The organism is Mycobacterium sp. NPDC003323 (genome assembly GCF_053589535.1).
The window spans coordinates 77,433-98,638 of sequence record NZ_JBSFSB010000010.1 but is presented as its reverse complement, the minus strand read 5'-3'; the positions used below and the strand labels follow the sequence as shown (position 1 = coordinate 98,638).

The 21,206-nt window shown below is 68.3% G+C and carries 20 protein-coding genes; 4 read left to right on the top strand and 16 right to left on the bottom strand.

What is annotated here, in order from left to right; genetic code table 11:
- Positions 1 to 28 precede the first annotated feature (28 nt).
- Positions 29 to 1,438: a WS/DGAT/MGAT family O-acyltransferase gene (locus ACWDUN_RS21085; protein ID WP_449931949.1), complete on the bottom strand. Its 1,410-nt coding sequence runs from the start codon at positions 1,436 to 1,438 to the stop codon at positions 29 to 31.
- 155 nt (positions 1,439 to 1,593) lie between these two features.
- On the opposite strand from ACWDUN_RS21085, the gene ACWDUN_RS21080 reads away from it, so the two are divergent.
- A complete protein-coding gene (locus ACWDUN_RS21080) occupies positions 1,594 to 2,145 on the top strand; it encodes an Rv3235 family protein (RefSeq protein ID WP_449931948.1) in 552 nt (183 codons plus the stop codon).
- A 6-nt stretch (positions 2,146 to 2,151) separates the two neighbouring features.
- Here ACWDUN_RS21080 and secA read toward each other — a convergent pair whose 3' ends face one another.
- From secA to ACWDUN_RS21065, 3 genes are all read right to left on the bottom strand, one after another.
- Entirely contained in the window at positions 2,152 to 4,947 is a 2,796-nt protein-coding gene (secA, locus tag ACWDUN_RS21075) for a preprotein translocase subunit SecA (protein WP_449931947.1), read from the bottom strand.
- Between the two features lie 157 nt (positions 4,948 to 5,104).
- On the bottom strand, positions 5,105 to 5,746 hold the full coding sequence (gene hpf, locus ACWDUN_RS21070) for a ribosome hibernation-promoting factor, HPF/YfiA family (protein ID WP_449932048.1): 642 nt from the start codon (positions 5,744 to 5,746) through the stop codon (positions 5,105 to 5,107).
- Between the two features lie 328 nt (positions 5,747 to 6,074).
- Positions 6,075 to 6,704: a ComF family protein gene (locus ACWDUN_RS21065; protein WP_449932047.1), complete on the bottom strand. Its 630-nt coding sequence runs from the start codon at positions 6,702 to 6,704 to the stop codon at positions 6,075 to 6,077.
- Between the two features lie 161 nt (positions 6,705 to 6,865).
- Here ACWDUN_RS21065 and ACWDUN_RS21060 point away from each other — a divergent pair, with 161 nt between their 5' ends.
- Positions 6,866 to 7,675: an SDR family NAD(P)-dependent oxidoreductase gene (locus tag ACWDUN_RS21060; protein ID WP_449931946.1), complete on the top strand. Its 810-nt coding sequence runs from the start codon at positions 6,866 to 6,868 to the stop codon at positions 7,673 to 7,675.
- On the opposite strand, the gene lpqB is transcribed toward ACWDUN_RS21060, so the two are convergent.
- The 5 genes from lpqB to ACWDUN_RS21035 form a co-directional block, all read right to left on the bottom strand.
- A complete protein-coding gene (lpqB, locus tag ACWDUN_RS21055) occupies positions 7,676 to 9,445 on the bottom strand; it encodes an MtrAB system accessory lipoprotein LpqB (RefSeq protein WP_449931945.1) in 1,770 nt (589 codons plus the stop codon).
- Complete coding sequence (gene mtrB, locus ACWDUN_RS21050; protein ID WP_449931944.1) at positions 9,442 to 11,109, bottom strand: MtrAB system histidine kinase MtrB; 1,668 nt, start codon at positions 11,107 to 11,109, stop codon at positions 9,442 to 9,444. Before mtrB ends, lpqB begins: the two co-directional genes overlap by 4 nt.
- A gap of 16 nt (positions 11,110 to 11,125) precedes the next feature.
- Entirely contained in the window at positions 11,126 to 11,812 is a 687-nt protein-coding gene (mtrA, locus tag ACWDUN_RS21045; RefSeq protein ID WP_449931943.1) for a two-component system response regulator MtrA, read from the bottom strand.
- Between the two features lie 55 nt (positions 11,813 to 11,867).
- The gene (locus tag ACWDUN_RS21040; protein WP_449931942.1) at positions 11,868 to 12,185 is read right to left on the bottom strand and encodes a hypothetical protein; all 318 of its coding nucleotides are present in this window, start codon (positions 12,183 to 12,185) and stop codon (positions 11,868 to 11,870) included.
- Between the two features lie 284 nt (positions 12,186 to 12,469).
- Entirely contained in the window at positions 12,470 to 13,375 is a 906-nt protein-coding gene (locus ACWDUN_RS21035) for an EspA/EspE family type VII secretion system effector (RefSeq protein WP_449931941.1), read from the bottom strand.
- A 96-nt stretch (positions 13,376 to 13,471) separates the two neighbouring features.
- Here ACWDUN_RS21035 and ACWDUN_RS21030 point away from each other — a divergent pair, with 96 nt between their 5' ends.
- On the top strand, positions 13,472 to 14,446 hold the full coding sequence (locus ACWDUN_RS21030; protein ID WP_449931940.1) for a 1-phosphofructokinase family hexose kinase: 975 nt from the start codon (positions 13,472 to 13,474) through the stop codon (positions 14,444 to 14,446).
- 37 nt (positions 14,447 to 14,483) lie between these two features.
- Positions 14,484 to 15,263 (top strand): 5'/3'-nucleotidase SurE, encoded by a 780-nt coding sequence (surE, locus tag ACWDUN_RS21025; protein WP_449931939.1) that lies wholly within the window; start codon positions 14,484 to 14,486, stop codon positions 15,261 to 15,263.
- Here surE and ACWDUN_RS21020 read toward each other — a convergent pair.
- From ACWDUN_RS21020 to ACWDUN_RS20990, 7 genes are all read right to left on the bottom strand, one after another.
- On the bottom strand, positions 15,250 to 15,882 hold the full coding sequence (locus tag ACWDUN_RS21020) for a dTMP kinase (protein ID WP_449931938.1): 633 nt from the start codon (positions 15,880 to 15,882) through the stop codon (positions 15,250 to 15,252). The two genes, surE and ACWDUN_RS21020, sit on opposite strands and share 14 nt — an antisense overlap.
- A 21-nt stretch (positions 15,883 to 15,903) precedes the next feature.
- On the bottom strand, positions 15,904 to 16,722 hold the full coding sequence (locus tag ACWDUN_RS21015) for a tetratricopeptide repeat protein (protein ID WP_449931937.1): 819 nt from the start codon (positions 16,720 to 16,722) through the stop codon (positions 15,904 to 15,906).
- Positions 16,723 to 16,746: 24 nt separating this feature from the next.
- Positions 16,747 to 18,024 carry a lipase family protein gene (locus ACWDUN_RS21010; protein WP_449932046.1) on the bottom strand — a complete coding sequence of 426 codons (1,278 nt, stop codon included), beginning with the start codon at positions 18,022 to 18,024 and terminating at the stop codon, positions 16,747 to 16,749.
- A 183-nt stretch (positions 18,025 to 18,207) separates the two neighbouring features.
- Entirely contained in the window at positions 18,208 to 18,648 is a 441-nt protein-coding gene (locus tag ACWDUN_RS21005) for a hypothetical protein (RefSeq protein ID WP_449931936.1), read from the bottom strand.
- A gap of 11 nt (positions 18,649 to 18,659) precedes the next feature.
- A complete protein-coding gene (gene ahcY / locus ACWDUN_RS21000) occupies positions 18,660 to 20,120 on the bottom strand; it encodes an adenosylhomocysteinase (RefSeq protein WP_449931935.1) in 1,461 nt (486 codons plus the stop codon).
- Between the two features lie 203 nt (positions 20,121 to 20,323).
- Positions 20,324 to 20,953 (bottom strand): TetR family transcriptional regulator AlkX, encoded by a 630-nt coding sequence (gene alkX, locus ACWDUN_RS20995; RefSeq protein ID WP_449931934.1) that lies wholly within the window; start codon positions 20,951 to 20,953, stop codon positions 20,324 to 20,326.
- 62 nt (positions 20,954 to 21,015) lie between these two features.
- Positions 21,016 to 21,201, bottom strand: coding sequence for a rubredoxin (locus tag ACWDUN_RS20990; RefSeq protein WP_449931933.1), 186 nt, complete (start codon positions 21,199 to 21,201; stop codon positions 21,016 to 21,018).
- Between the last annotated feature and the right edge of the window lie 5 nt (positions 21,202 to 21,206).

The window sequence follows — 21,206 nt, the reverse complement described above, 5'->3', positions numbered from 1 at the left end:
CCCGCTCAGGGCAATCTCGTCAACTCGCCTAGCGACCCGCGTCGAGCAATTCTTCCAGCGATTCGCGCAGCAGCACCGGCAACACCTCGACATCGCTCATGGCCTCGCGATCGGCGTTGATACCGAAGTAGATCATGCCGTTGTACGAGGTCACAGCAATGGCCAGGACCTGATTGGGCAGCAGCGGCGGCACCGCGTAGGTCTCCAACAGTTTGGCCCCGGCGAGGTACATCTGCTTCTGCGCACCGGGCACATTGGTGATCAGCAAATTGAACTGTCGGGCCGAGAAACTGGTCGCCACCCGGATACCCATGGCGTGCAGGGTGGGTGGGGCGAATCCCGACAGCGTCACGATGGTGCGCGCGTCGACCAGGCTGGCGGCGGTGGAATGCGACTCGTTGGCGTGCGCGATCTGCGACAGCCGCACCACCGCGTTGCCCTCCCCCACCGGCAGGTCGACCAGGAACGGTGACACCTCGCTGATGGCCTGACCCGGCCCCGCCGAGTCGATCTCGGCATCCGGATACACCGAATTGGGTGCCATGGCGCGCACCGTCGACGTCGAGGTCACCGGCTCGCCGCGGGACAACAACCAGTTGCGCAGGGCGCCGGCCACCACCGCCAAGACCACATCGTTGACATCGCAGTCGTAGCGCGATCGCAGCGCGCGGTAGTCCTCCAGCTTGTGTCCGGCCACGGCGAGCCGGCGGTTGCGCGAGACGGTGGTGTTCAGCGGACTGCTCGGCGCGGTGCCGCGGGCCACCGTGCGGACCACGTCGGCGACGCGGCGGCCCACGTCGACCAACGCGCCGGCGTTGGTGATCATCTCCTGCACCGAGGACCGCAGCGCCGCGGCCTGCGCCGTGGGGCGGGTGATCCACTCCCCGATGGCGCCGGCCAACAGCCGTTCGGCGCTGGGTTCGCGCGCCGGGATCCAGATGTCCTCCCCGAACTCGGGGGCCTTCTGCGCGCGGTCGGCGATGACGTGGCCGATCTCCAGTGCCGACATCCCGTTGACCAGCGCCTGATGGGACTTGGTGTAGATGGCGATGCGGTTTCCGGCCAGCCCCTCGATGATGTACATCTCCCACAACGGGCGCGACTTGTCCATCGGCCGCGACCCGATCCGGGCGATCAGTTCGTGCAGCTGGGAATCGCTGCCCGGTGACGGCAACGCCGAGCGCCGCACGTGGTAGGTGATGTCGAAATCGTCGTCGTCGATCCACACCGGGCGGGCCAGCCCGAACGGCACCTCGCGCACCTTCTGCCGGTAGCGCGGGATCTGCGGGAGCCGACGCTCGACGGTGCCCAGCACCGCTTCGTAGCTCAGTCCGCCGCGCGGCTTGCGCACGATCGACAATGATCCGACGTACATCGGCGTCGCACTGTTCTCCAGGTGGTAGAACGCCGCGTCCGATGCCGACAACCTGGTCACCATCGCGACGCCGTCCCCCTCACCCTCGCCGCACCGCTGTTGTCACCGCCACCGTAGCGGCCGATTGTGGGACCCGCATCACCGGTGCTTGCGCGCCCGTCAAAGCCGGCGGCGACAACAGGTGCGCCGGGGCCCGTCGCGCACGTGCCATCATCAATATGCCTGTGCCTCTCCAGCAGCCGCCGTATCCGACCCTGCCCGCTGGAGTGCCCGTGAAATCCGCACCGCACCGCCGATCGCACCCGGTGTTCACCACCCCGATCATCGACTGCGAGCCGCCGCCTTCGGCGACCGCGCACCACCGGCCGCCACCGTCGCCCGCACCGCGCAGGCGCACCCCGCGCCGGCTCAGTACGCCGACCGTCGCCGGTGAGGTGCCGGCTCCCACGGCCGCCGCGGTGTTCGCCGATGCGGCGTTACGCCGGGTGCTGGAAGTGATCGACCGACGCCGGCCGGCCACCCAGTTGCGCGGGTTGCTGGCGCCGTCGCTGATCGACACGACGCAATCGCTGGCGCGGGCGCAGCACGTTGGCGGTGCCGCGGTGCTGCGCCGAATCCGGTTGCGCAGCATCGCAACCGAGGATGAGCAGCCGATCAGCGCCGCCGAGGTGTTCGCCACCTACACCCGCGGTCCGCGGGTGCGGGCCATCGCCGGCCGCGTCGAGATCGTGGCCGGACGATGGCAGATGGTGGCGCTACAGATCGGTTGAGTCGCCTCAGCGCTTCTTGCCGCGGCGCGCCGCCTCGCGGCGCTCCTTGCGGGTGCCACCGCCGGCCGGCTGTGCCGGGCCGCCGCTTGAGCGCTTCACCTCGGCCGAGCCGTCCTCGGCGGGGCCGGTGTAGGTCAGCGGCGGCGCCTTGCCGTCGTTGATGCCCTTGGCCTGCACGCCTGCCGGACGTTCCTTGGTGGCGACCTGGCCCTGGCCCTGCGCCTTCTCGGCGGCGGCCGCCGCGAAGTCGGCCAGTCCCTGCGACATCGGGGCGACGGTCGGTGCGGCCGGCGCCGGCGCGGCCTCGACCGCGACGTTGAACAGGAAGCCCACCGACTCCTCTTTGAGGCCGTCGAGCATCGCGACGAACATGTCGTAACCCTCGCGCTGGTACTCGACCAGCGGGTCGCGCTGCGCCATCGCACGCAGGCCGATGCCCTCCTTGAGGTAGTCCATCTCATAGAGGTGCTCGCGCCACTTGCGGTCGATCACGTTGAGCAGCACGTTGCGCTCGAGCTGACGCATCGCACCCTCACCGCCGATGGCGTCGATCTGGGCCTCGCGCTCGGCGTAGGCCCGCTCGGCATCCTTGATCAGCGCGTCGAGCAACTCCTCGCGGGTCAGCTCGCCCGGCTCGCCGACGGCGTCGGAGTCGATCAAATCGCGGTGGTCGATGCTCACCGGGAACAGCGTCTTGAGCGCCTCCCACAGCTTCTCCAGATCCCAGTCCTCGGAGTAGCCCTCGGCCGTGGCGCCGTCCACGTAGGCGGTGATGACATCGACCATCATGTCGTGGGCCTGCTGCTGCAGATTCTCACCCTCGAGGATCATCCGGCGCTCGTCGTAGATGACGGTGCGCTGGCGGTTCATCACCTCGTCGTACTTCAGGACGTTCTTGCGGACCTCGAAGTTCTGCTGCTCGACCTGGGTCTGGGCGCTCTTGATGGCCCGGGTGACCATCTTGGCCTCGATCGGCACGTCCTCGGGCAGGTTGAGCCGGGTCAGCAGCGTCTCCAGGGTGGCGCCGTTGAAGCGCCGCATGAGCTCGTCACCCAGCGACAGATAGAAGCGGGACTCGCCGGGGTCACCCTGACGGCCGGAGCGGCCGCGCAGCTGGTTGTCGATACGGCGCGACTCGTGCCGCTCGGTGCCCAGCACGTACAGCCCACCGGCGGCGCGCACCTGGTCGGCCTCGTCCTTGGCCTCTTCCTTGATCTTGCTGACGGTGGATTCCCAGGCCGCCTCGTACTCCTCGGGCGTCGTCACCGGGTCCAGGCCCTGCTCCTTGAGCCGCTTGTCGGCCAGGAACTCGACGTTGCCGCCGAGCACGATGTCGGTACCGCGGCCGGCCATGTTGGTGGCGACGGTGATGGCGCCGCGGCGCCCGGCCTCGGCGATGATGTTCGCCTCTTGCTCGTGGTACTTGGCGTTGAGGACGTTGTGCGGCACCTTGCGCTTGGTGAACTGCCGCGACAGGTACTCCGAGCGCTCCACCGAGGTGGTGCCGATCAGGACCGGCTGGCCCTTCTCATAGCGCTCCACGACATCGTCGACGACGGCGATGTACTTGGCTTCCTCGGTCTTGTAGATCAGGTCGGACTGGTCCTCGCGGATCATCGGCCGGTTGGTCGGGATGGACACCACACCCAGCTTGTAGATCTCGTGCAGCTCGGAGGCCTCGGTCTGGGCGGTACCGGTCATCCCGGACAGCTTCTTGTAGAGGCGGAAGTAGTTCTGCAGCGTGATGGTGGCCAGCGTCTGGTTCTCGGCCTTGATCTCGACGCGCTCCTTGGCCTCGATGGCCTGGTGCATGCCCTCGTTGTAGCGGCGGCCCACCAGCACGCGGCCGGTGAACTCGTCGACGATGATGACCTCGCCGTTGCGGACGATGTAGTCCTTGTCGCGGGTGAACAGCTCCTTGGCCTTCAACGCGTTGTTGAGGTGGCTGATCAGCGGCGAGTTGGCGGACTCGTAGAGGTTCTCGATGCCGAGCTGATCCTCGACGAACTCGACCCCGAGCTCATGCACACCGATGGTGCGCTTGCGCAGGTCGACCTCATAATGGACGTCTTTCTCCATCAGCGGGGCCAGCCGGGCGAACTCGGCGTACCAGTTGGAGGCGCCGTCGGCCGGGCCGGAGATGATCAGCGGGGTCCGGGCCTCGTCGATCAGGATCGAGTCGACCTCGTCGACGATGGCGAAGTGGTGGCCGCGCTGCACCATCTCCTGCACGGAGTGGGCCATGTTGTCGCGCAGGTAGTCGAAGCCGAACTCGTTGTTGGTGCCGTAGGTGATGTCGGCGCCGTAGGCGCGGCGCCGCTCGTCCGGGGTCAGGCCGGACAGGATGACGCCGACCTCCAGGCCCAGGAACCGGTGGATACGGCCCATCTGCTCGCTGTCGCGTTTGGCCAGGTAGTCGTTGACCGTGACGATGTGGGTGCCCTTGCCGGTCAGCGCGTTGAGGTAGGCGGGCAGCACGCCGGTCAGCGTCTTGCCCTCACCGGTCTTCATCTCCGCGACGTTGCCGAAGTGCAGGGCCGCGCCACCCATGAGCTGGACTCCGAACGGCTTCTGGCCGAGCACCCGCCAGGCGGCCTCGCGGGCGACGGCGAACGCCTCGGGCAGCAGGTCGTCGACGTCCTCGCCACCGGCGATGCGCTTGCGGAACTCGTCGGTCTTGGCGCGCAGTTCGGCGTCGGAGAGTTTCTCGACGTCCTCGGACAGGGTGTCCACATAGTCGGCCACCTTCTTGAGGCGTTTGACCATGCGGCCTTCACCGAGCCGGAGCAACTTATCGAGCACGCTATATCCCCTGTGGGTTGACGAATCTGGACAGCCAGTAGACGCATTCCATCGTAGGCGACTGCCCAGGATGGCCCTCTCGAAGCGTCCGCGCCCGTGTCTGTGAATGCGACGAGCCCCCGGCCAGGGGCGCCGGGGGCTCGTGCGGGACGGCTGGTCAGGACAGCCGGATGAGTCCGTAGTCGTAGGCGTGACGGCGGTAGACCACCGTGGGCCGGTCCGACTCCTTGTCGTGGAAGAGGAAGAAATCGTGTCCGACGAGTTCCATCTCGTAGAGCGCGTCATCGACGGTCATCGGCGTGGCCGTGTGCTCCTTGGTGCGCACGATGCGGCCGGGCTCGTGGAAATCGGCGGGGTCGGTCGAGAACGGGTCCGGTGCCGTCGGCGCGTCTTCGGGCGGCAGTACCGCGGTGGCTTCGTGCAGTGACAGCGGCGTCTTGTCGCCGTAGTGGATCTTGCGCCGGTCCTTGGTGCGGCGCAGGCGTGCCTCGAGTTTGCTTGCCGCCGATTCCAGGGCGGCGTAGAAGCTGTCGGCGCACGCCTCGCCCCGGACGACCGGTCCCCGGCCGCGGGCGGTGATCTCGACGTGCTGACAGTTCTTTCGTTGACGACGGTTGCGTTCGTGGTCGAGCTCGACATCGAACAGGTAGATGGTCTTGTCGAAACGCTCGAGCCGGGCCAGCTTCTCGGCAACGTAGATCCGGAAGTGCTCAGGTACCTCGACATTGCGTCCCTTGACGACGACATCGGCGTTCATGGCCGGCGCATCAGGGGTTTCATCTCGGTCCTCGATGACCATGGTGCTTCGATCAGTTTCCACGGAATTCGTTGACATGCTTGACAACTCGTTTCTGTCGGCAGTCGCACGCAGTTCGCGTGCCGGATAGTCACGTACACGTCGACGGGACGATGCATGTCGCGCGCCCGCCGGCGTCAGGTGTCGAGTTCTCACCTCCTACCGCATTCGGGCGGTCCCGGAGCCGCACGGGCGCCCGCCTGAGGGGTGCCGCCGCGAAGCATTCACGGGTTGTTGGCACCGACGGTAGTCGGAGTTCACCTGACTGTGCCACCAATTTCGCAGACGTGTTTTCAGTTCTTCATCTGCGGGCAACAGAGCGCGGCGTCGATCATGCGCCGGCCAGCGCCAGAACCGCCTGCACAGCCACGCCCGCCGTTTGCAGGGCGCGGACGGACTCACTGGCCGTGGCGCCGGTGGTGACGACATCGTCGACGACGACGGCCGGCCCGTGCACCGGGCGGGTGACCCGCACCCGGCCGGCGAGGTTGCGTTGCCGGTCCCCCGCCGACAGGCCGACCGAGTCCCGCGCGAACCCACCGAGGCGCAGCGCCGTGACGACCGCGGTCCCGGGCACCGCGGCGGCGGCCGTCCTGGCCAGCCGGGTCACCGGATCACCGCCGCGGCGCCGGGCGGCCAGCCGTCGGGTCGGGGCCGGGACCAGGGTCGGCGGACCGTCGAGCAGGCCCCAGCCCAGCAGCCGGTGCAGGCCGAGCCCGAGGACTGCCCCCAGGGGCGCGATCAGGTCGGCGCGGCCGTGCTCCTTCATCGCCACGATCGCCGCGCGGCGCGGACCGACGTAGCGGCCCAGGGCCAGCACCGGCACCCCGGGGTCCAGCCGCGGCGTCAGCACCAGCGGATCGGTGGCGCGCGTCGCCAGTTCCGCGCCACACGTCGGGCACCAGCGGGTCGCCGGGGCGCCGCAACCTCCGCATTCCAGCGGCAGCATCAGGTCCAGCAGCACGGGCCCCAGTGTGGGCGGCTGCTCCGACAACTCCGGCCCACCTACGGGCGAAACTCGCGTACCCGGGGTAAATCCGGCCGCGCCGACCCCGGGTACGGGGGTTTCGCCACGGCGCTTCGGCTACCGTGCCACCTACTGTTGCGATGACGGGAGAGCTCGTGAGCACCTTTCGCGGAAAGCAGGCGATCGTCACCGGCGCCGGATCCGGCATCGGGGCCGCGTTGTGCCGGGCACTGGCCGGCGCCGGCGCCGAGGTGCTGTGCACCGACGTCGACGAGGCCGGCGCCCGGGCCACCGCCGAACCCCTCGGGGCTCGGTGGAGCCGGCTCGACGTGACCGACGCCGCCGCGGTGCAGGGCTGCGTCGACGACGTCGTCGAGCGGGCGGGAAGGCTGGACCTGATGGTCAACAACGCCGGCATCACCTGGGGCGGCGACACCGAGTTGCTGACGCTGGATCAGTGGAACGCGATCATCGACGTGAACATCCGCGGTGTCGTGCACGGGGTGGCCGCCGCGTATCCGGTGATGGTGCGCCAGGGTCACGGCCACATCGTGAACACCGCCTCGATGGCCGGGTTGGCCGCGGCCGGTCAGATCACCAGCTACGTGATGACCAAACATGCCGTGGTGGGGTTGTCCCTGGCGCTGCGATCCGAGGCCGCCGGCCGCGGTGTCGGGGTGCTGGCGATCTGCCCGACCGCGGTCGAGACACCGATCCTGGACAAGGGCGCGGTCGGCGGGTTCGTCGGGCGCGACTTCTATCGGATGGGTCGGCGCCGCGCGACGTTCGCCGCGGCCGATGACCTGGCCACCGACACCCTGCGCGCCATCGAGCGCAACAAGGCGCTGCTGGTGTGGCCGCGTCAGGCCCGCACCGCGTGGCGGGTCGCCCGGTTCACGCCGGGGTTGTTGCAGCGCATGTCGATTCGGTTCGTCGACCGGCAGCGCGCCGCGCAGCGGGGCTGATCAGCCGGGCAGCACCGGCACCGCGCCGGCGACCATCAGCGGTCGCACCTCCGACCAGGTGAGGTCGTTGTCGGCGGCCGATCCCGACAGCTGCAGGATCCCGCGCCGGTCGGCCACGTACACCGTCGACGGGTTGGCCGCCACCACCGACATCGGCACCGCCAGATTGCCGTTCGGCCCGTCGGAGTTCACCCCGTCGAGGTTCACATACGACACCGGATGCGCGGTGTCGGTGCGGGTGACGACGATATCGTCGCCGGTGCGCCAGGACAGCGACACCGCGGTGTCGCGCAGGCCGAAGCCCAGTCGGCGCGGATAGGTCAGCGCGTAGCCGCCGCCCGGGGTCTGCTCGACCCCGGCCAGGATCACCTGCCCGTTGATCACCATGGCGGCGCGGGTGCCGTCGCGCGACAGTTGCAGTTCGACGATGGCGCCGGGGTATTTGGTGGACACCGCGGTGGAGTCCACCGGGATGCGGGCCGGCTGACCGGACGCCGCCTCCTGCAGCACGCGCACCACGTTGACACCGTCGACGACGACCCAGATCGCCTCGTCCAGTGACCAACTCGGCCGGGTCAGGGAACGTCCGTCCAGCGCCTGGGCGGCATCACCGCCCACCGGCCCGATCCACAGCGAGGAGGCCATGTCGGGGGCGTCGCGGCGCAGCACCACCACCGAGGCCACCTCCTGTCCGCTGCGCGACAGGGCCGCCGACACCTGATCGGGCATCTGCCCGAACGACCCGCGCACCCGCGGGGCGCGCTGCCCGTCCAGGTACACCAGCGAGCCGCCCACCAGCGCATGCAATCCGGCGCCCGCACCGTCGGCGGCACCGGGATCGCTGGCGGCCACGTCGGCGGTGTCCCAGCCTTCGGCGAACCGGTCGTCCAGCGCCGCGCCGTCGGCGTTGATGACATACGGGCCGTTGATCCCGGCCCGCGCCAGCGTCCAGATGATCTGTGCGGCAAGCAGTTGCCGGGTGTGCGGGTCCGTGGTCGACAGGTTCTCCAGGTCGATGCGGGCACCACCGTAACCGCGGCCGACCCCGGTCTTGCTGCCGTCGGCGCGGGTCACCGGACCGCGCAACCGCAGCGGGGCGGCCAACAGGTTGCGGACGGTGTGCGCCATCTCCGGGCGCGGGCCCGTGATGAGTTTGCTCATCAGCTCGGTGGCCAACTGGTCGGCATCCGACACCGCGACGTACCGCGGGTCGGGCACCACCGTATTACCGGTCGGGTCGGTGAAGTACAGCGTGTGGCGCCGGTAGGTCTGCTGAAACTGCTGCCAGTCCAGGAAGACTCCGTTGGGCAGCCGGTCGATGCGCCAGCCGCCCGGGGTCTGCACCAGCTCGATCGGACCCGGGTCCGGCAGCGCCCCCTCGGCGGTCTCGAACACGCCGACATCCGACAGCGAGCCGAGGATGTCGGCCTGCATGGTGACCGTCACCCGGTCGGGGCGGCGCGTCTCGGTGAAGACCACCCGGTCGATCAGCAGCGCGCTGCCCGCGTCATCCCAACCGCGCGAGGCGGATTCGGTGAGGAACTGCCGCGCCGCCAGGTGCCGGTTGGCGGGATCGGCGGTCGCCTTGAGGAATTCGCGCAGCAGGACATCGGGCTCCATGCCCGGTGTCGGCGTGGGCAGCCGCGGCGGCGCGGGCCGCTCCACGGTGCCGATCGCCTGTGGCGCCGACGAACTGGGAACCCCGGCACATCCGGAAATCGTCAGCACCGCCGCCAGTGCGACGCACAGTCCGGCAAGGACGCGCCTCATACGCCCTCCGATTCCCGGTCTCGGCGGGCGGCAACATCTTTCGTCCGGGTGCTGACGGTGACGGGCTTGAGTGGAAGCGGGCTGGTGGTCACCTTGTGCCCGCGCACCAGCGGCAGCGTCAACCGGAAGCAGGCACCGTTGCCCGGCTCACCCCATGCCTCGAGCCGACCCTGGTGCAGCCGGGCATCCTCGATGCTGATGGCCAGGCCCAGGCCCGTGCCGCCAGAGCGACGCACCCGCGACGGGTCCGACCGCCAGAACCGGCTGAACACCAGCTTCTCCTCACCCGGACGCAGCCCGACACCGTGATCGCGGACGGTGACGGCGACGGTGTCCTCGTCGGCGGCCATCCGGATCTCGACGGGTTTGCGTTCGGCATGGTCGATGGCGTTGGCGATCAGGTTGCGCAGGATGCGCTCCACCCGGCGCGGGTCGACCTCGGCGATGACGCCCTCTGTCGGCATGTCGACGTCGAGGTGCACGGCGGCGTCGGCGGCCAGGTGCCCGACGTTGTCCAGCGCGCTCTGCACCGTGGCGCGCAGGTCGACGGCCTCGACCGCCAGTTCGGCCACACCGGCGTCGTGTCGGGAGATCTCCAGCAGGTCGGCCAGCAGCGTCTCGAAGCGGTCGAGTTCGTTGACCATCAACTCGGTGGACCGGCGCAGCGCGGGGTCCAGGTCCTCGGCGTGGTCGTGGATCAGGTCGGCGGCCATCCGCACCGTGGTCAGCGGGGTGCGCAGTTCGTGGCTGACGTCGGAGGTGAACCGGCGCTGCAGATTACCGAACTCTTCGAGCTGAGTGATCTGACGCGACAGGCTCTCGGCCATGTCGTTGAACGACACCGCCAGCCGCGCCATGTCGTCCTCGCCGCGCACCGGCATGCGTTCGGTCAGATGCCCCTCGGCGAACCGCTCGGCGATGCGTGAGGCCGACCGCACCGGCAGCACGATCTGGCGCGCCACCAGCAGCGCGATCGCGGCCAACAGGCCCAGCAGCACGATGCCGCCGGTGGCCATGGTGCCGCGCACCAGCGCGATGGTGGACTCCTCGTTGCTCAACGGGAAGATCAGGTACAGCTCAAGATTGGTGACCGCCGACCGCGACGAGCCGCTGGGGCTGCCGACGATGAGCGCCGGTCCGGAGAAGCCGTCGGTGTGCACCGTCGCGTACTGGTAGCTGACCTGCCCGGCCTGCACAAAATCGCGTAGCGCAGCGGGGATCTGCTGCACCGGCCCGGCCGCGGTGGCCGCGCGCGGCCCGTCACCGGGTACCACCAGCACGGCGTCGTACGCACCGGCCAGTCCGGGTCCGGCGTCGGCCTTGCGGTCGATGAGGGTGTTGCGCGCCAGTTGCAGGCTGCTGTCCAGCGAGCGGGTCTCCTCGCCACCGACGATGCCGCCGACGGTATCGCGAGCCCGTTCGATCTCCTCGGTGGCCGCGCGCACCTTGACCTCGAGGATGCGGTCGGTGATCTGGCTGGTGAGCACGAAACCGAGCACCAGGATGACCGCCAGCGACAGCCCCAGGGTCAGCGACACCACCCGCAGTTGCAGCGATCGGCGCCAGGCGAAGCTGATCGCGCGACCGAGCGCGCCGAGTCCGCGCCACATCGGGGACGGCCCCCGAAAGCGGCCGCGGGCGCGTTGTCGGGAACCGAAGATCACAGGTACTGCCGTTCGATCACGGCGGTCCGGCCTTGTATCCCACTCCTCGAACGGTCAGCACCACCTGCGGATTCTCCGGGTCGGTCTCGACCTTGGCCCGCAACCGCTGCACGTGCACGTTGACCAGCCGGGTGTCGGCCGGATGCCGGTAGCCCCACACCTGTTCGAGCAGCACATCCCGAGTGAACACCTGGCGGGGTTTGCGGGCAAGCGCCACCAGCAGGTCGAATTCCAACGGCGTCAACGAGATCTGCTCACCGTGGCGCGTGACTTTGTGGGCCGGCACATCGATATCGATATCGGCGATGGACAGCATCTCGGCCGGCTCGTCGTCGTTGCGGCGCAGCCGGGCCCGCACGCGGGCCACCAATTCCTTGGGCTTGAACGGTTTCATGACGTAGTCGTCGGCACCGGATTCCAGGCCCAGCACCACGTCGACGGTGTCGGTCTTGGCCGTCAGCATGACGATCGGCACGCCGGAGTCCGAGCGCAGCACCCGGCACACGTCGATACCGTTCATCCCGGGCAGCATGAGATCGAGCAGGACCAGATCCGGGCGCAGCTCGCGCACGGCGGTCAGCGCCTGGCTCCCGTCACCGATGACGGCGGTGTCGAAACCTTCGTTGCGAAGCACGATGGTGAGCATCTCGGCCAGTGACGGGTCGTCGTCGACGACCAGAATCCGTTGCCTCATGGTGACCATGGTGTCACCACAGGGCGATAAAACCGGGGTGCCACGCGGGGGCGGCCCCTGTAGGTCAGCCGATGCGGTCCAGGATGGCGCGGCTCATCTCGATCGCCACATACTCGGCATCAGGAACTGCGACGGCCGATGTACCGACCAAAGTCGATTCGTCGATGGCGAGCACAGACGTCATTCCGCCGGCTACCCACACCGCGGTCTCCTCGTCGCGACGATCGACTGTCTGATCGTCACCGAGAATGCCCGATGCCGCGCAGGCCACCATCGATTCGACATAGCGGTCGTACACCGTGCGCGCCGCGACTCCGTCGGTATAGGCGACGATGTTCTGAACCAAGCTCACCATCGGCGCCGGCGGCTGTCCAGATCGCACGGGCACGGTATCCGCAACCGAGCGAAAGGCTGTCCAGTCGTCGCCGAACGCGGTGCGTTGATCGCTCACCTGGTGGCAGGGACCTTCGGACAGGTAGGTATCGGAGACGGGCTGGTCGGTATCGACCGCGCGACTCAGGTTCCCGATTCCACTGAGCTCTTGCACCGCGGCCGGACTCAGGATCGACGTATCTGCGACAGAACCCGATGCAGGCACCCCGCTGACATCTCGTTCGCAGGCGGTAACCACCGCCACGCAACCGATCAGAACCATAAAGATGCGGGTCAAGTCGGAAGTCCCTTCGCCGATGGACTTGCAGGTCGATCCCGTGAGACGAAACCCGTGGGCGCTGCGCCGTCCGGGGACGCGCTTCCCGACGGAGCGATCTGGGGTTCTGGGAGTCCGAGTTCAGCAGCCTTCTGGACGAGCTCGAGTTGACGCTGTTGCAGCCCGGCTTGGCGAACATGCTGCCTGGCGACTTCACGGTTGTAGGCTGCGACACCCGGCACATCATTGGGCGCAGGGATGGGCCTCATGCCGAACTCCCTGACCGACCGGTTGTACGCATCGATATCTCTCTGCAGCCGCTCCCATTCGACGCGCCAAGTAGCGGCGTCAACGATCGGTTTGGGGTCGTAGGGTTTGTCGTCTTCGGTTTCGGCGGGACTTTTCGGCACCGGTCCACGCCCTCCGAACTTCTGATTTCCCAACGCCGAGTACTCCGCGCCGAGCTTCTCGATACTCGCGCCGACGGAGTTCAACTCGCCGTTGGACCTTTCGACAATCTGACCGATCCGTGCCAGACCGCTGGACACGATCGACATCATCATCGCGTCGCCGGCCCGGTTCGGCGGTACTGACGAGGCTGCGCTGAGTACCCAGTCGCGGATGTTGTCGAGATCGCCGCGACCGGCAGTCACGTTGCCTGCCGAGCGATCGATTTCCGCCGCCAACCGCACGTCGAGCTCGGCAAGAGCGCCGAACACAGCGGCATGGTCGGCGTTGACCGCTCCATAGGCGTTGGCGGCGGCACCTCGCCAGAAATCATCGGGGGTGGCGCGCTGCACATCAGCCTGTAGTCCGCGCAGTGTTGCGCTTTGATCGAATTGCGCACCGCTTTCGGGCGCGCCCGCACCGAATGTGTTCCTGGCCTGTGACCAGGCAGCCAGGAATCCTTTCAACGCCGTCACGCGTCACCCCACCCCGTCAGTGTTGTTCTCACCCTAAGCGCACCGCGACTGCGGCTCGCGCACCAAAGTGCGTCGAATGTGGGTACACCGACACCTGTGACCAAGAAAGCCACCGCATCGCAGCAGTCCGACGACTCGACCGAGCCCGACACCGTCGTCATCTTCGCCCCGTTGCCCGTGCTGACCGTGACCGTCGAGCATCGCGCCGACGAGGACGACATCCACGTCCACGCCGGCGGTCAGGGCGTCTGGCAGTCCCGGATGATGTCCTCGCTGGGCATCAAGGTGGTGTTGTGCTGCGCCGTCGGCGGCGAGACCGGTCATGTCCTGAGCCACCTGCTGCCCACCGACGGTGTCGAGGTCCGGACGGTGCCGGTCAGTTCCCGCAACGGTGCCTACGTGCACGACCGCCGCGACGGTGAGCGCCAGATCGTCGCCGAGGCCGCGGGCAATGCGCTGGACCGGCACGAGCTCGACGCCCTGTATGAACTGACGTTGACCGAGGGGCTGACCCACGGCCGGGTGCTGCTCTCGGGCCCGCAGGAAGACCGGGCGCTGCCCGCCGATCTCTACCGCCGGCTGGCCACCGATCTGGGCGCCAACGGTGCCAAGGTGTCCGCCGACCTGGCCGGCGAGCGGCTGGAGGCGTCCCTGGCCGGCGGTTTGGACCTGGTCAAGGTCAGCCATGAGGAGCTGCTCGACGACGGCCGCGCGAAATCCCAGGACCCCGAGGATCTGGTCAAGGCCATGTACGGCATGCGCGAGGAGGGCGCCAAGACCATCGTCGTCTCGCGCTCGGGGTCGGCGCCGGCGCTCGCGCTGCCCGAGGACGGCGACGTGCTGGAGGTCGTCATGCCGAGCCTGGAGCCCGCCGACCCGCGGGGCGCCGGGGACTCGATGACGGCGGGCATGGTCGCGGCGTTGGCCGGCGGCGCCTCGGTGCGCCGTGCACTGCAGATCGGCGCGGCCTGCGGGGCGCTCAACGTGGTCCGGCACGGGCTGGGCACCGGTGGGGCTCGCGCGGCGCAGACACTCGCCGAACGCGTCGAGTTGCGGCCCTGGAAGAAGTAGGAGGAGCGGTGGGAACGGCGGAACGGGAGCAGATCTGATGCCTGTGGCACTGGTGACCAACGATGACGGGATCGACTCCCCCGGGTTGCACGCGCTGGCCGGTGCGGCGCGCGCGGCGGGCTTGGAGGTGATCGTGGCGGCCCCTGCCGAACAGGCCAGCGGCGCCAGCGCAGCGTTGACGGCGGTGCGCCAGGACGGCCGTACCGTCATCGAGCGCCGGCAACTGCCCGGCCTCGACGGTGTCGACGCGTGGGCGGTCCACGCCCAGCCCGGCCACATCGTCTCGGCCGCGCTCAACGGCTGGTTCGACCCCGCCCCGGACGTCGTGCTGTCCGGGATCAACCACGGCGCGAATGTCGGTCGCGCCGTGCTGCATTCGGGTACGGTGGGCGCCGCGCTCACCGCGAAGATCAGTGACACCCGCGCGCTGGCGGTGTCCCTCGATGTGGCACTGCAGCCCAGCGGTGACCGGTACTGGGATACCGCCGCGGGTCTGCTGCCGCCGGTACTGGAATTGCTGTTCGACGCGCCCGAGGGCACCGTGCTGTCGCTCAATGTGCCCGACCGGCCGGCGGCCGATCTCCGTCCGCTGCGGCACGCGCGGCTGGCCCGCGGCGGCGCGGTGCAGACACGGGTCGACGAGATCGCCGACGGCGGCCTGCGATTGGCCGAGGCCGAGGTGGCCGACCCGCCCGAGGAAGGCACCGACAGCGCGCTGCTGACCGCCGGGCACCCGACACTGACGGCGTTGCGGGCACCCGAGGCCGACGACGGTGACCTGGTGCAGGGCTGGTTGGAGCGGTTCAGCGGGAAGTGAGGGTCCGCGCGAGTTCGGCGGCATCGACGTCGGGCTCGACGACCACCCATGGACCGCCCCACTGCGCGCGCGCCAGTTGCCCGTACACGGAACCGGTGCGGCGCTGCAGACCGTCATCGCGCTCGTAGGCATCCCGGGCGCGGTCGGCGTCCCGGGCGGCCCGACTGACCGCGCGCTGCGCCGCCAACTCGACCGGAACGTCCAGCAGCAGTTGACAATCGGGCTCGGGCAGACCGAACCTGCCGTATTCCAGATCACGGACCCAGGCGACCACATCGCCGTCGGCGTCCTGGTGCAGACGCGCGGCACTGTAGGCGGCGTTGGACGCCACGTAACGGTCCAGGATCACCACATCGTGAGCGGCGGTGAGTCCGCGGATGCCCTCGGCCGCCCCGGCGCGGTCCAACGCGAACAGCGTCGCCATCGCATACACCGAATCCGCGAGGTCACCGTGCCCGCCGTGCAACGCCTCGGCCGCCAGATCGGCGTGCACCGAGGAGCCATACCGCGGGAAGGCCAATGTCGTCACGGACTTGCCGTCGGTTTCGAACGCCACGCGCAGCCCCTCGGTGAGGGTCCGTTTGCCTGCCCCGTCGAGGCCTTCGATCACGATGAGCACGCGGCGAGCGTAGCCGAATCGCTATCCGCCGAACACCCAGCCGAGCACCGTCAGCACCACCACCCCGAACAACAGCAGCGCCGGCGCGACGGTGGTGAGCATCGTCGATCCCAGCGCCGCCGCGAGCAGTCCGATCGATACCGCGGCCATCAGGAAGACCAGCCGCAGCGCCGGCACCAAACGCGTGGCCAGCACCGCACGCAGGGTCGGCCCCGGGACCATCCGCAGCACCCACACCAGCGCCGCGACCGACGGCACCGTCAGGACGACCGCGAAAACCCTTGCGAGCGCGGTTGATTGGGATTGGTCGTGCAGGGCGGTGAGGGCGATCAGCGCCACGGCCAGCAACACCGTCGACGCCGTCGCCGCGCGCAGCACCCGGGCCAGCGCCGACGCGATGTTGCCCACCGCGAGCGCGCGCAGTCCCGGGTCCAGCCGTACCGCGTCGAGCAGACCGCGCAGCGCCTCGGTGTTGGTGCCCCAGCGCAACCTGCCGACGGCCAGGTTGTGGGTGGCCAGCGGGTGGTCGGCGTCGATGCGCAGCGCGGCCAGATAATCGGATTCGGCCGCGGCCGGACCGGCCGACTTCTGCCGCAGGTCCCCGCGCAGCACCCAGGCGTCCGCGGATCCCGGATACAGCCGCAGCGCCGCATCGACCACCACGAGGGCCTCGGCGTCACGGCCGGCCTCACGCAACAAACTGGCGTAGGTGTACTGCGCCAGAGGCGATTTCGGGTGCGCGGCCGCCGTCTGCCACGCTGCCGCCAGCGACTCCTGCACCCGGCCCTGCCCATACAGGGCCAGCGCATGCGAACCCTGGGCGGCGATGTCGTCGGACATGGACCCCCTTCCCGTCCGACGACCCTAGAACTGTCCGCAGTTGGGTCTGGTCGGCACCCCGTTGAACCGATCGGCGATCCACTGCAGCGCGGGTTCACCGTCGACCGCCATCGGCAGTGCGTGGTTGATCACCAGCTTGTTGAAGATCGGCGGACCTTCGTTGGTACGCATCTCGATATCGCTACCCTTGGCGCACCAGTCCTTGCCCAGTTGCACCACGGGGGCGTACGGCACCAACGGGTCATACCGGTTGGCGTTGAGAAGCACGGGCGCAGCGGGTTTCAAGGTGCCCAGCTTCTGTAGATCGAATATGCCTCGGAACTGCGGATCGGTCAACAACTCCGGGATCGGATGGTTGAAGTAGGGCTGCAGGTGCCGGAACATGAACTTGGTGACCGTCTCGCCGACACACTGATCCCGGGTCTTGTCGACGAAGTCCATCCCGCGTGGGGTGAGCAGTGCCCTGATCTTGAGCTCGGTTTCCGGATAGGACTGCATGACGCTGTTGAGCGCATAACCGATCACCCCGACCAGCGCGCTGCCGTCGGCATACGGGATCAGGTCGACGAGGTCGGCGGGCGGCGCCCCGGCATAGGTGCCGACGATGTTGAGCTCCGGGGCATACGCGACGGCCAACTCGGCCGCCGACGCTGCTGCACCACCGCCCTGCGAATAACCCCAGAACGCCACCGGCCCGTCGGGGGTCAGCGAGGTGCCCGGCAGCTTGCGGGCCGCCCGCGCCGCGTCGAGCATGGCGTGTCCCTGGGACAGGCGGTTGACGTAGGTGTGCGTCGTCCCGATGGTGCCCAGACCCTCGTAGTCGGTCATCAGGACCGCAAACCCGCGGTTGACCATGGTGTTCACGAACCCGGACTCGTAGTTGACCATGATGTCCAGATACGGCGACCAGTGGATGCCCTGGTTGAACTGGCGTGACGGCGCACACTGGTCGCCCTGCCCCTGGGTTCCGGGACCGAACACGATCAGCGGGCGCGGGCCCTGCCCCGGCCAGACGTTGAACGGCTCGAAGTAGGTGCCCGTCACCACATTCGGGTTGCCGCGACCGTCGGTGCTGCGGTACATGACGCGGGTGCCGGTGGCGTTGAGCCTGCCGACCTGACCGGACGGTTCGATCACCAAACGGGACGGCTCGGTGCGCACCAGCTCACCCGGCGCTACATCGGGCAACGGATTCGGTGGCGTGTAGAAGGCGGTGTATTCGTCCTCGTTGTAGTACGGATACCAATCGTCGGCATGCGCCAAACCGGTTGTGAGGCAACTGATGACAAATCCGAAAGACATCACGACGAACAGCGCCCCGGCCCGAATCACTACCGGACAGTAACAAACAGGTAGCCGATTGACTACGGATTCATCACTTGTCGTTTGACGTCCGAGGTGTAACGGTCCGTGGCGAGATTTGCCGACACCCGCGCGACTGCCGCATCCCGACCATCCAGCAGCTACCGAGGTGTCAAGCCGCCGTCAGCCGTCGAGGCTGGTCGCCTGCAGTACGAGCGTGGCGCGTTCGCGATCCAGGAACGCGTAGGCACTGGTGACATCGGTGGAGAAACCGGCGTCGAGACGTTCGCCGGACAGATACGGTCCGGGCGGCACCTGGGCCCGCAGTTCGTCGGCGACCTGTGGCGCGCGACCGGTGCCGGTGGGCGAGAACTGCGCGATGAGCGCGTCGACCACCGCCGGCGCCAGCAGCACCACTGCGTCGGTCCAGCGGGCCGCGGCGGGATCACTCCACTGCACCCAGGACACCGATTCGGGGGCCCCGATGGCGGGAATCGTCGCGGCCAGACCCTCGACATCGTGGCGAACGTCGAGTTGCGGTGCGGGCGGCGGGTTTTCGTCAACCCCCGAACAGCCAGACGCCGCGACGGCACATACGGCCGTCGCGGCGACTGCTGCGATCACACGGTGCACCGTCAGTAGCGGTAGTGCTCCGGCTTGTACGGACCCTCGACGTCGACGCCGATGTACTCGGCCTGATCCTTCGTCAGCTTGGTCAGGGTGCCACCGAGTGCCTCGACATGGATCTTGGCGACCTTCTCGTCGAGATGCTTGGCCAGGCGGTAGACCTCGTTGTCGTACTCGTCGTTCTTGGTCCACAGCTCGATCTGCGCGATGACCTGGTTGGAGAAGCTGTTGCTCATCACGAACGAGGGGTGGCCGGTCGCGTTGCCGAGGTTGAGCAGACGCCCCTCGGACAGCACGATGATCGACTTGCCCGACTGGCCGAAGGTCCACTCGTCGACCTGCGGCTTGATGTTGATGCGGGTGGCACCGGAGCGCTCGAGGGCAGCCATGTCGATCTCGTTGTCGAAGTGGCCGATGTTGCCCAGGATCGCGTGATCCTTCATCGCCTTCATGTGGTCGATGGTGATGATGTCCTTGTTGCCCGTCGACGTGATGACGATGTCGGCGTCGCCGATGGCCTGCTCGACGGTGACGACGTCGTAGCCGTCCATCAGTGCCTGCAGCGCGTTGATCGGGTCGATCTCGGTGACCTGGACGCGCGCGCCCTGGCCGGCCAGCGACTCCGCGCAGCCCTTGCCGACGTCGCCGTAACCACAGATGAGCACCTTCTTGCCGCCGATGAGGGCGTCGGTGCCGCGGTTGATGCCGTCGACCAGCGAGTGGCGGGTGCCGTACTTGTTGTCGAACTTGCTCTTGGTGACCGAGTCGTTGACGTTGATCGCGGGGAACGCCAGCTCACCGGCGGCGGCGAACTGGTACAGCCGCAGCACACCGGTGGTGGTCTCCTCGGTGACGCCCTTGACCGACTCGGCGATCTTGGTCCACTTGTCCTTGTCGGACTCGAAACGCCGACGCAGCACCCCGAGGAAGACCTTCCACTCCGCGGAGTCGTCCTCTTCGGCGGGCGGCACGACGCCGGCCTTCTCGTACTGCGCGCCGCGCAGCACCATCATGGTGGCGTCGCCACCGTCGTCGAGGATCATGTTGGCCGGCTCACCCGGCCAGGTCAGCATCTGCTCGGCAGCCCACCAGTACTCCTCCAGCGTCTCGCCCTTCCAGGCGAAGACGGGGGTGCCCTTGGGCTCCTCGACGGTGCCGTTGGGGCCGACGACGATCGCGGCGGCGGCGTGGTCCTGGGTGGAGAAGATGTTGCACGAAGCCCAGCGCACCTCGGCGCCGAGAGCGGTCAGCGTCTCGATCAGCACGGCGGTCTGCACGGTCATGTGCAACGAACCGGAGATACGCGCGCCCTTGAGCGGCTGCACGTCGTGATATTCGCGGCGCAGTTCCATCAGGCCGGGCATCTCGTGCTCGGCCAGGCGGATTTCCTTGCGGCCGAACTCGGCAAGCGAAAGGTCGGCGACCTTGTAGTCGATGCCGTTGCGGACATCGACGGTCAACTCAGTCATGTGGTTTAGAGCCCCTTTGTGTTGTTCGTCGTCACTGAAGGCATGGCTGTGCGGACGTGCCGGCGCAGGTCATGCCGAAACCCGTAGCCTGCGGGCTCGCGGGACAGGCGCTTCAGCATGGGGAAGGTGCTCTGCCAGCTACGGGGTATCGCCTTATACCGTAGCCCAACATTGCCGGTGCCGACCCCTTCCCCCGGCGCGGATCAGTTGTCCGGGTCGATGACGCCGTAGCGTTCGGCGAACGGGGACATCAGCCGGGCCAGGTCGCGGGCCACATCGTGGTCGGCCTCCGGCGGCATCGAGACGTAGCTCATCGCCAGCCGCACGATGGCCCGCGCCAGCACGCCGGCGTCCTCGTCGGTGGCCTTGATCCAGCTGTTCTGGAATGTCGTGGTGAGCCGCTGCGAGCACCGGCTGATGATCGGCCCACTGTCGGTGGTGATGATCTGCAGCAGGTCGGGCTTGGCCTGTCCGTTGAGCAGCGAGATCACCAGCGGGTCGGAGGCCGATTCGATGAAGAACGCCCGGAACCCCTCGAGGAACGCCTCGTACACCTGGCCGACGTTGTTGCTGATGGCGGCGTCGACGGCGTTGACCAGCCGGTCGGCCAGGCGCAGCGCGTAACCCTCGGCCAGACCCTGGCGGGAGCCGAACTCGTTGTAGATGGTCTGCCGGCTGATACCGGCGGCGCGCGCCACGTCGGTGAGGGTGATCGACGACCAGTCCCGAACCAGCAGCATCTCCCGCATGCCGTCGAGGATCGAGTCGCGCAGCAGCACCCGCGACGCCTCGGCATAGGGCACCCGCTGCGCGCCGGACCGGGGTGCGTTCATAGCCGCGACCCTATAACTTCGGCGCGGCTCGGCGGGGATTGCGCGCCCCACCGTGGTGGTGATCACGGTCGCGCGATCTCGACCATGTCGAAATCGGACTTGGCGGCGCCGCAGTCCGGGCAACTCCAGTCCTCGGGGATGTCGGCCCAACGGGTGCCCGGGGCGATCCCGTCCTCGGGCCAGCCCTTGGCCTCGTCGTACTCGAATCCGCACTGCACGCAGACGAACAGTTTGTAGTCCATGGTCATGTCCT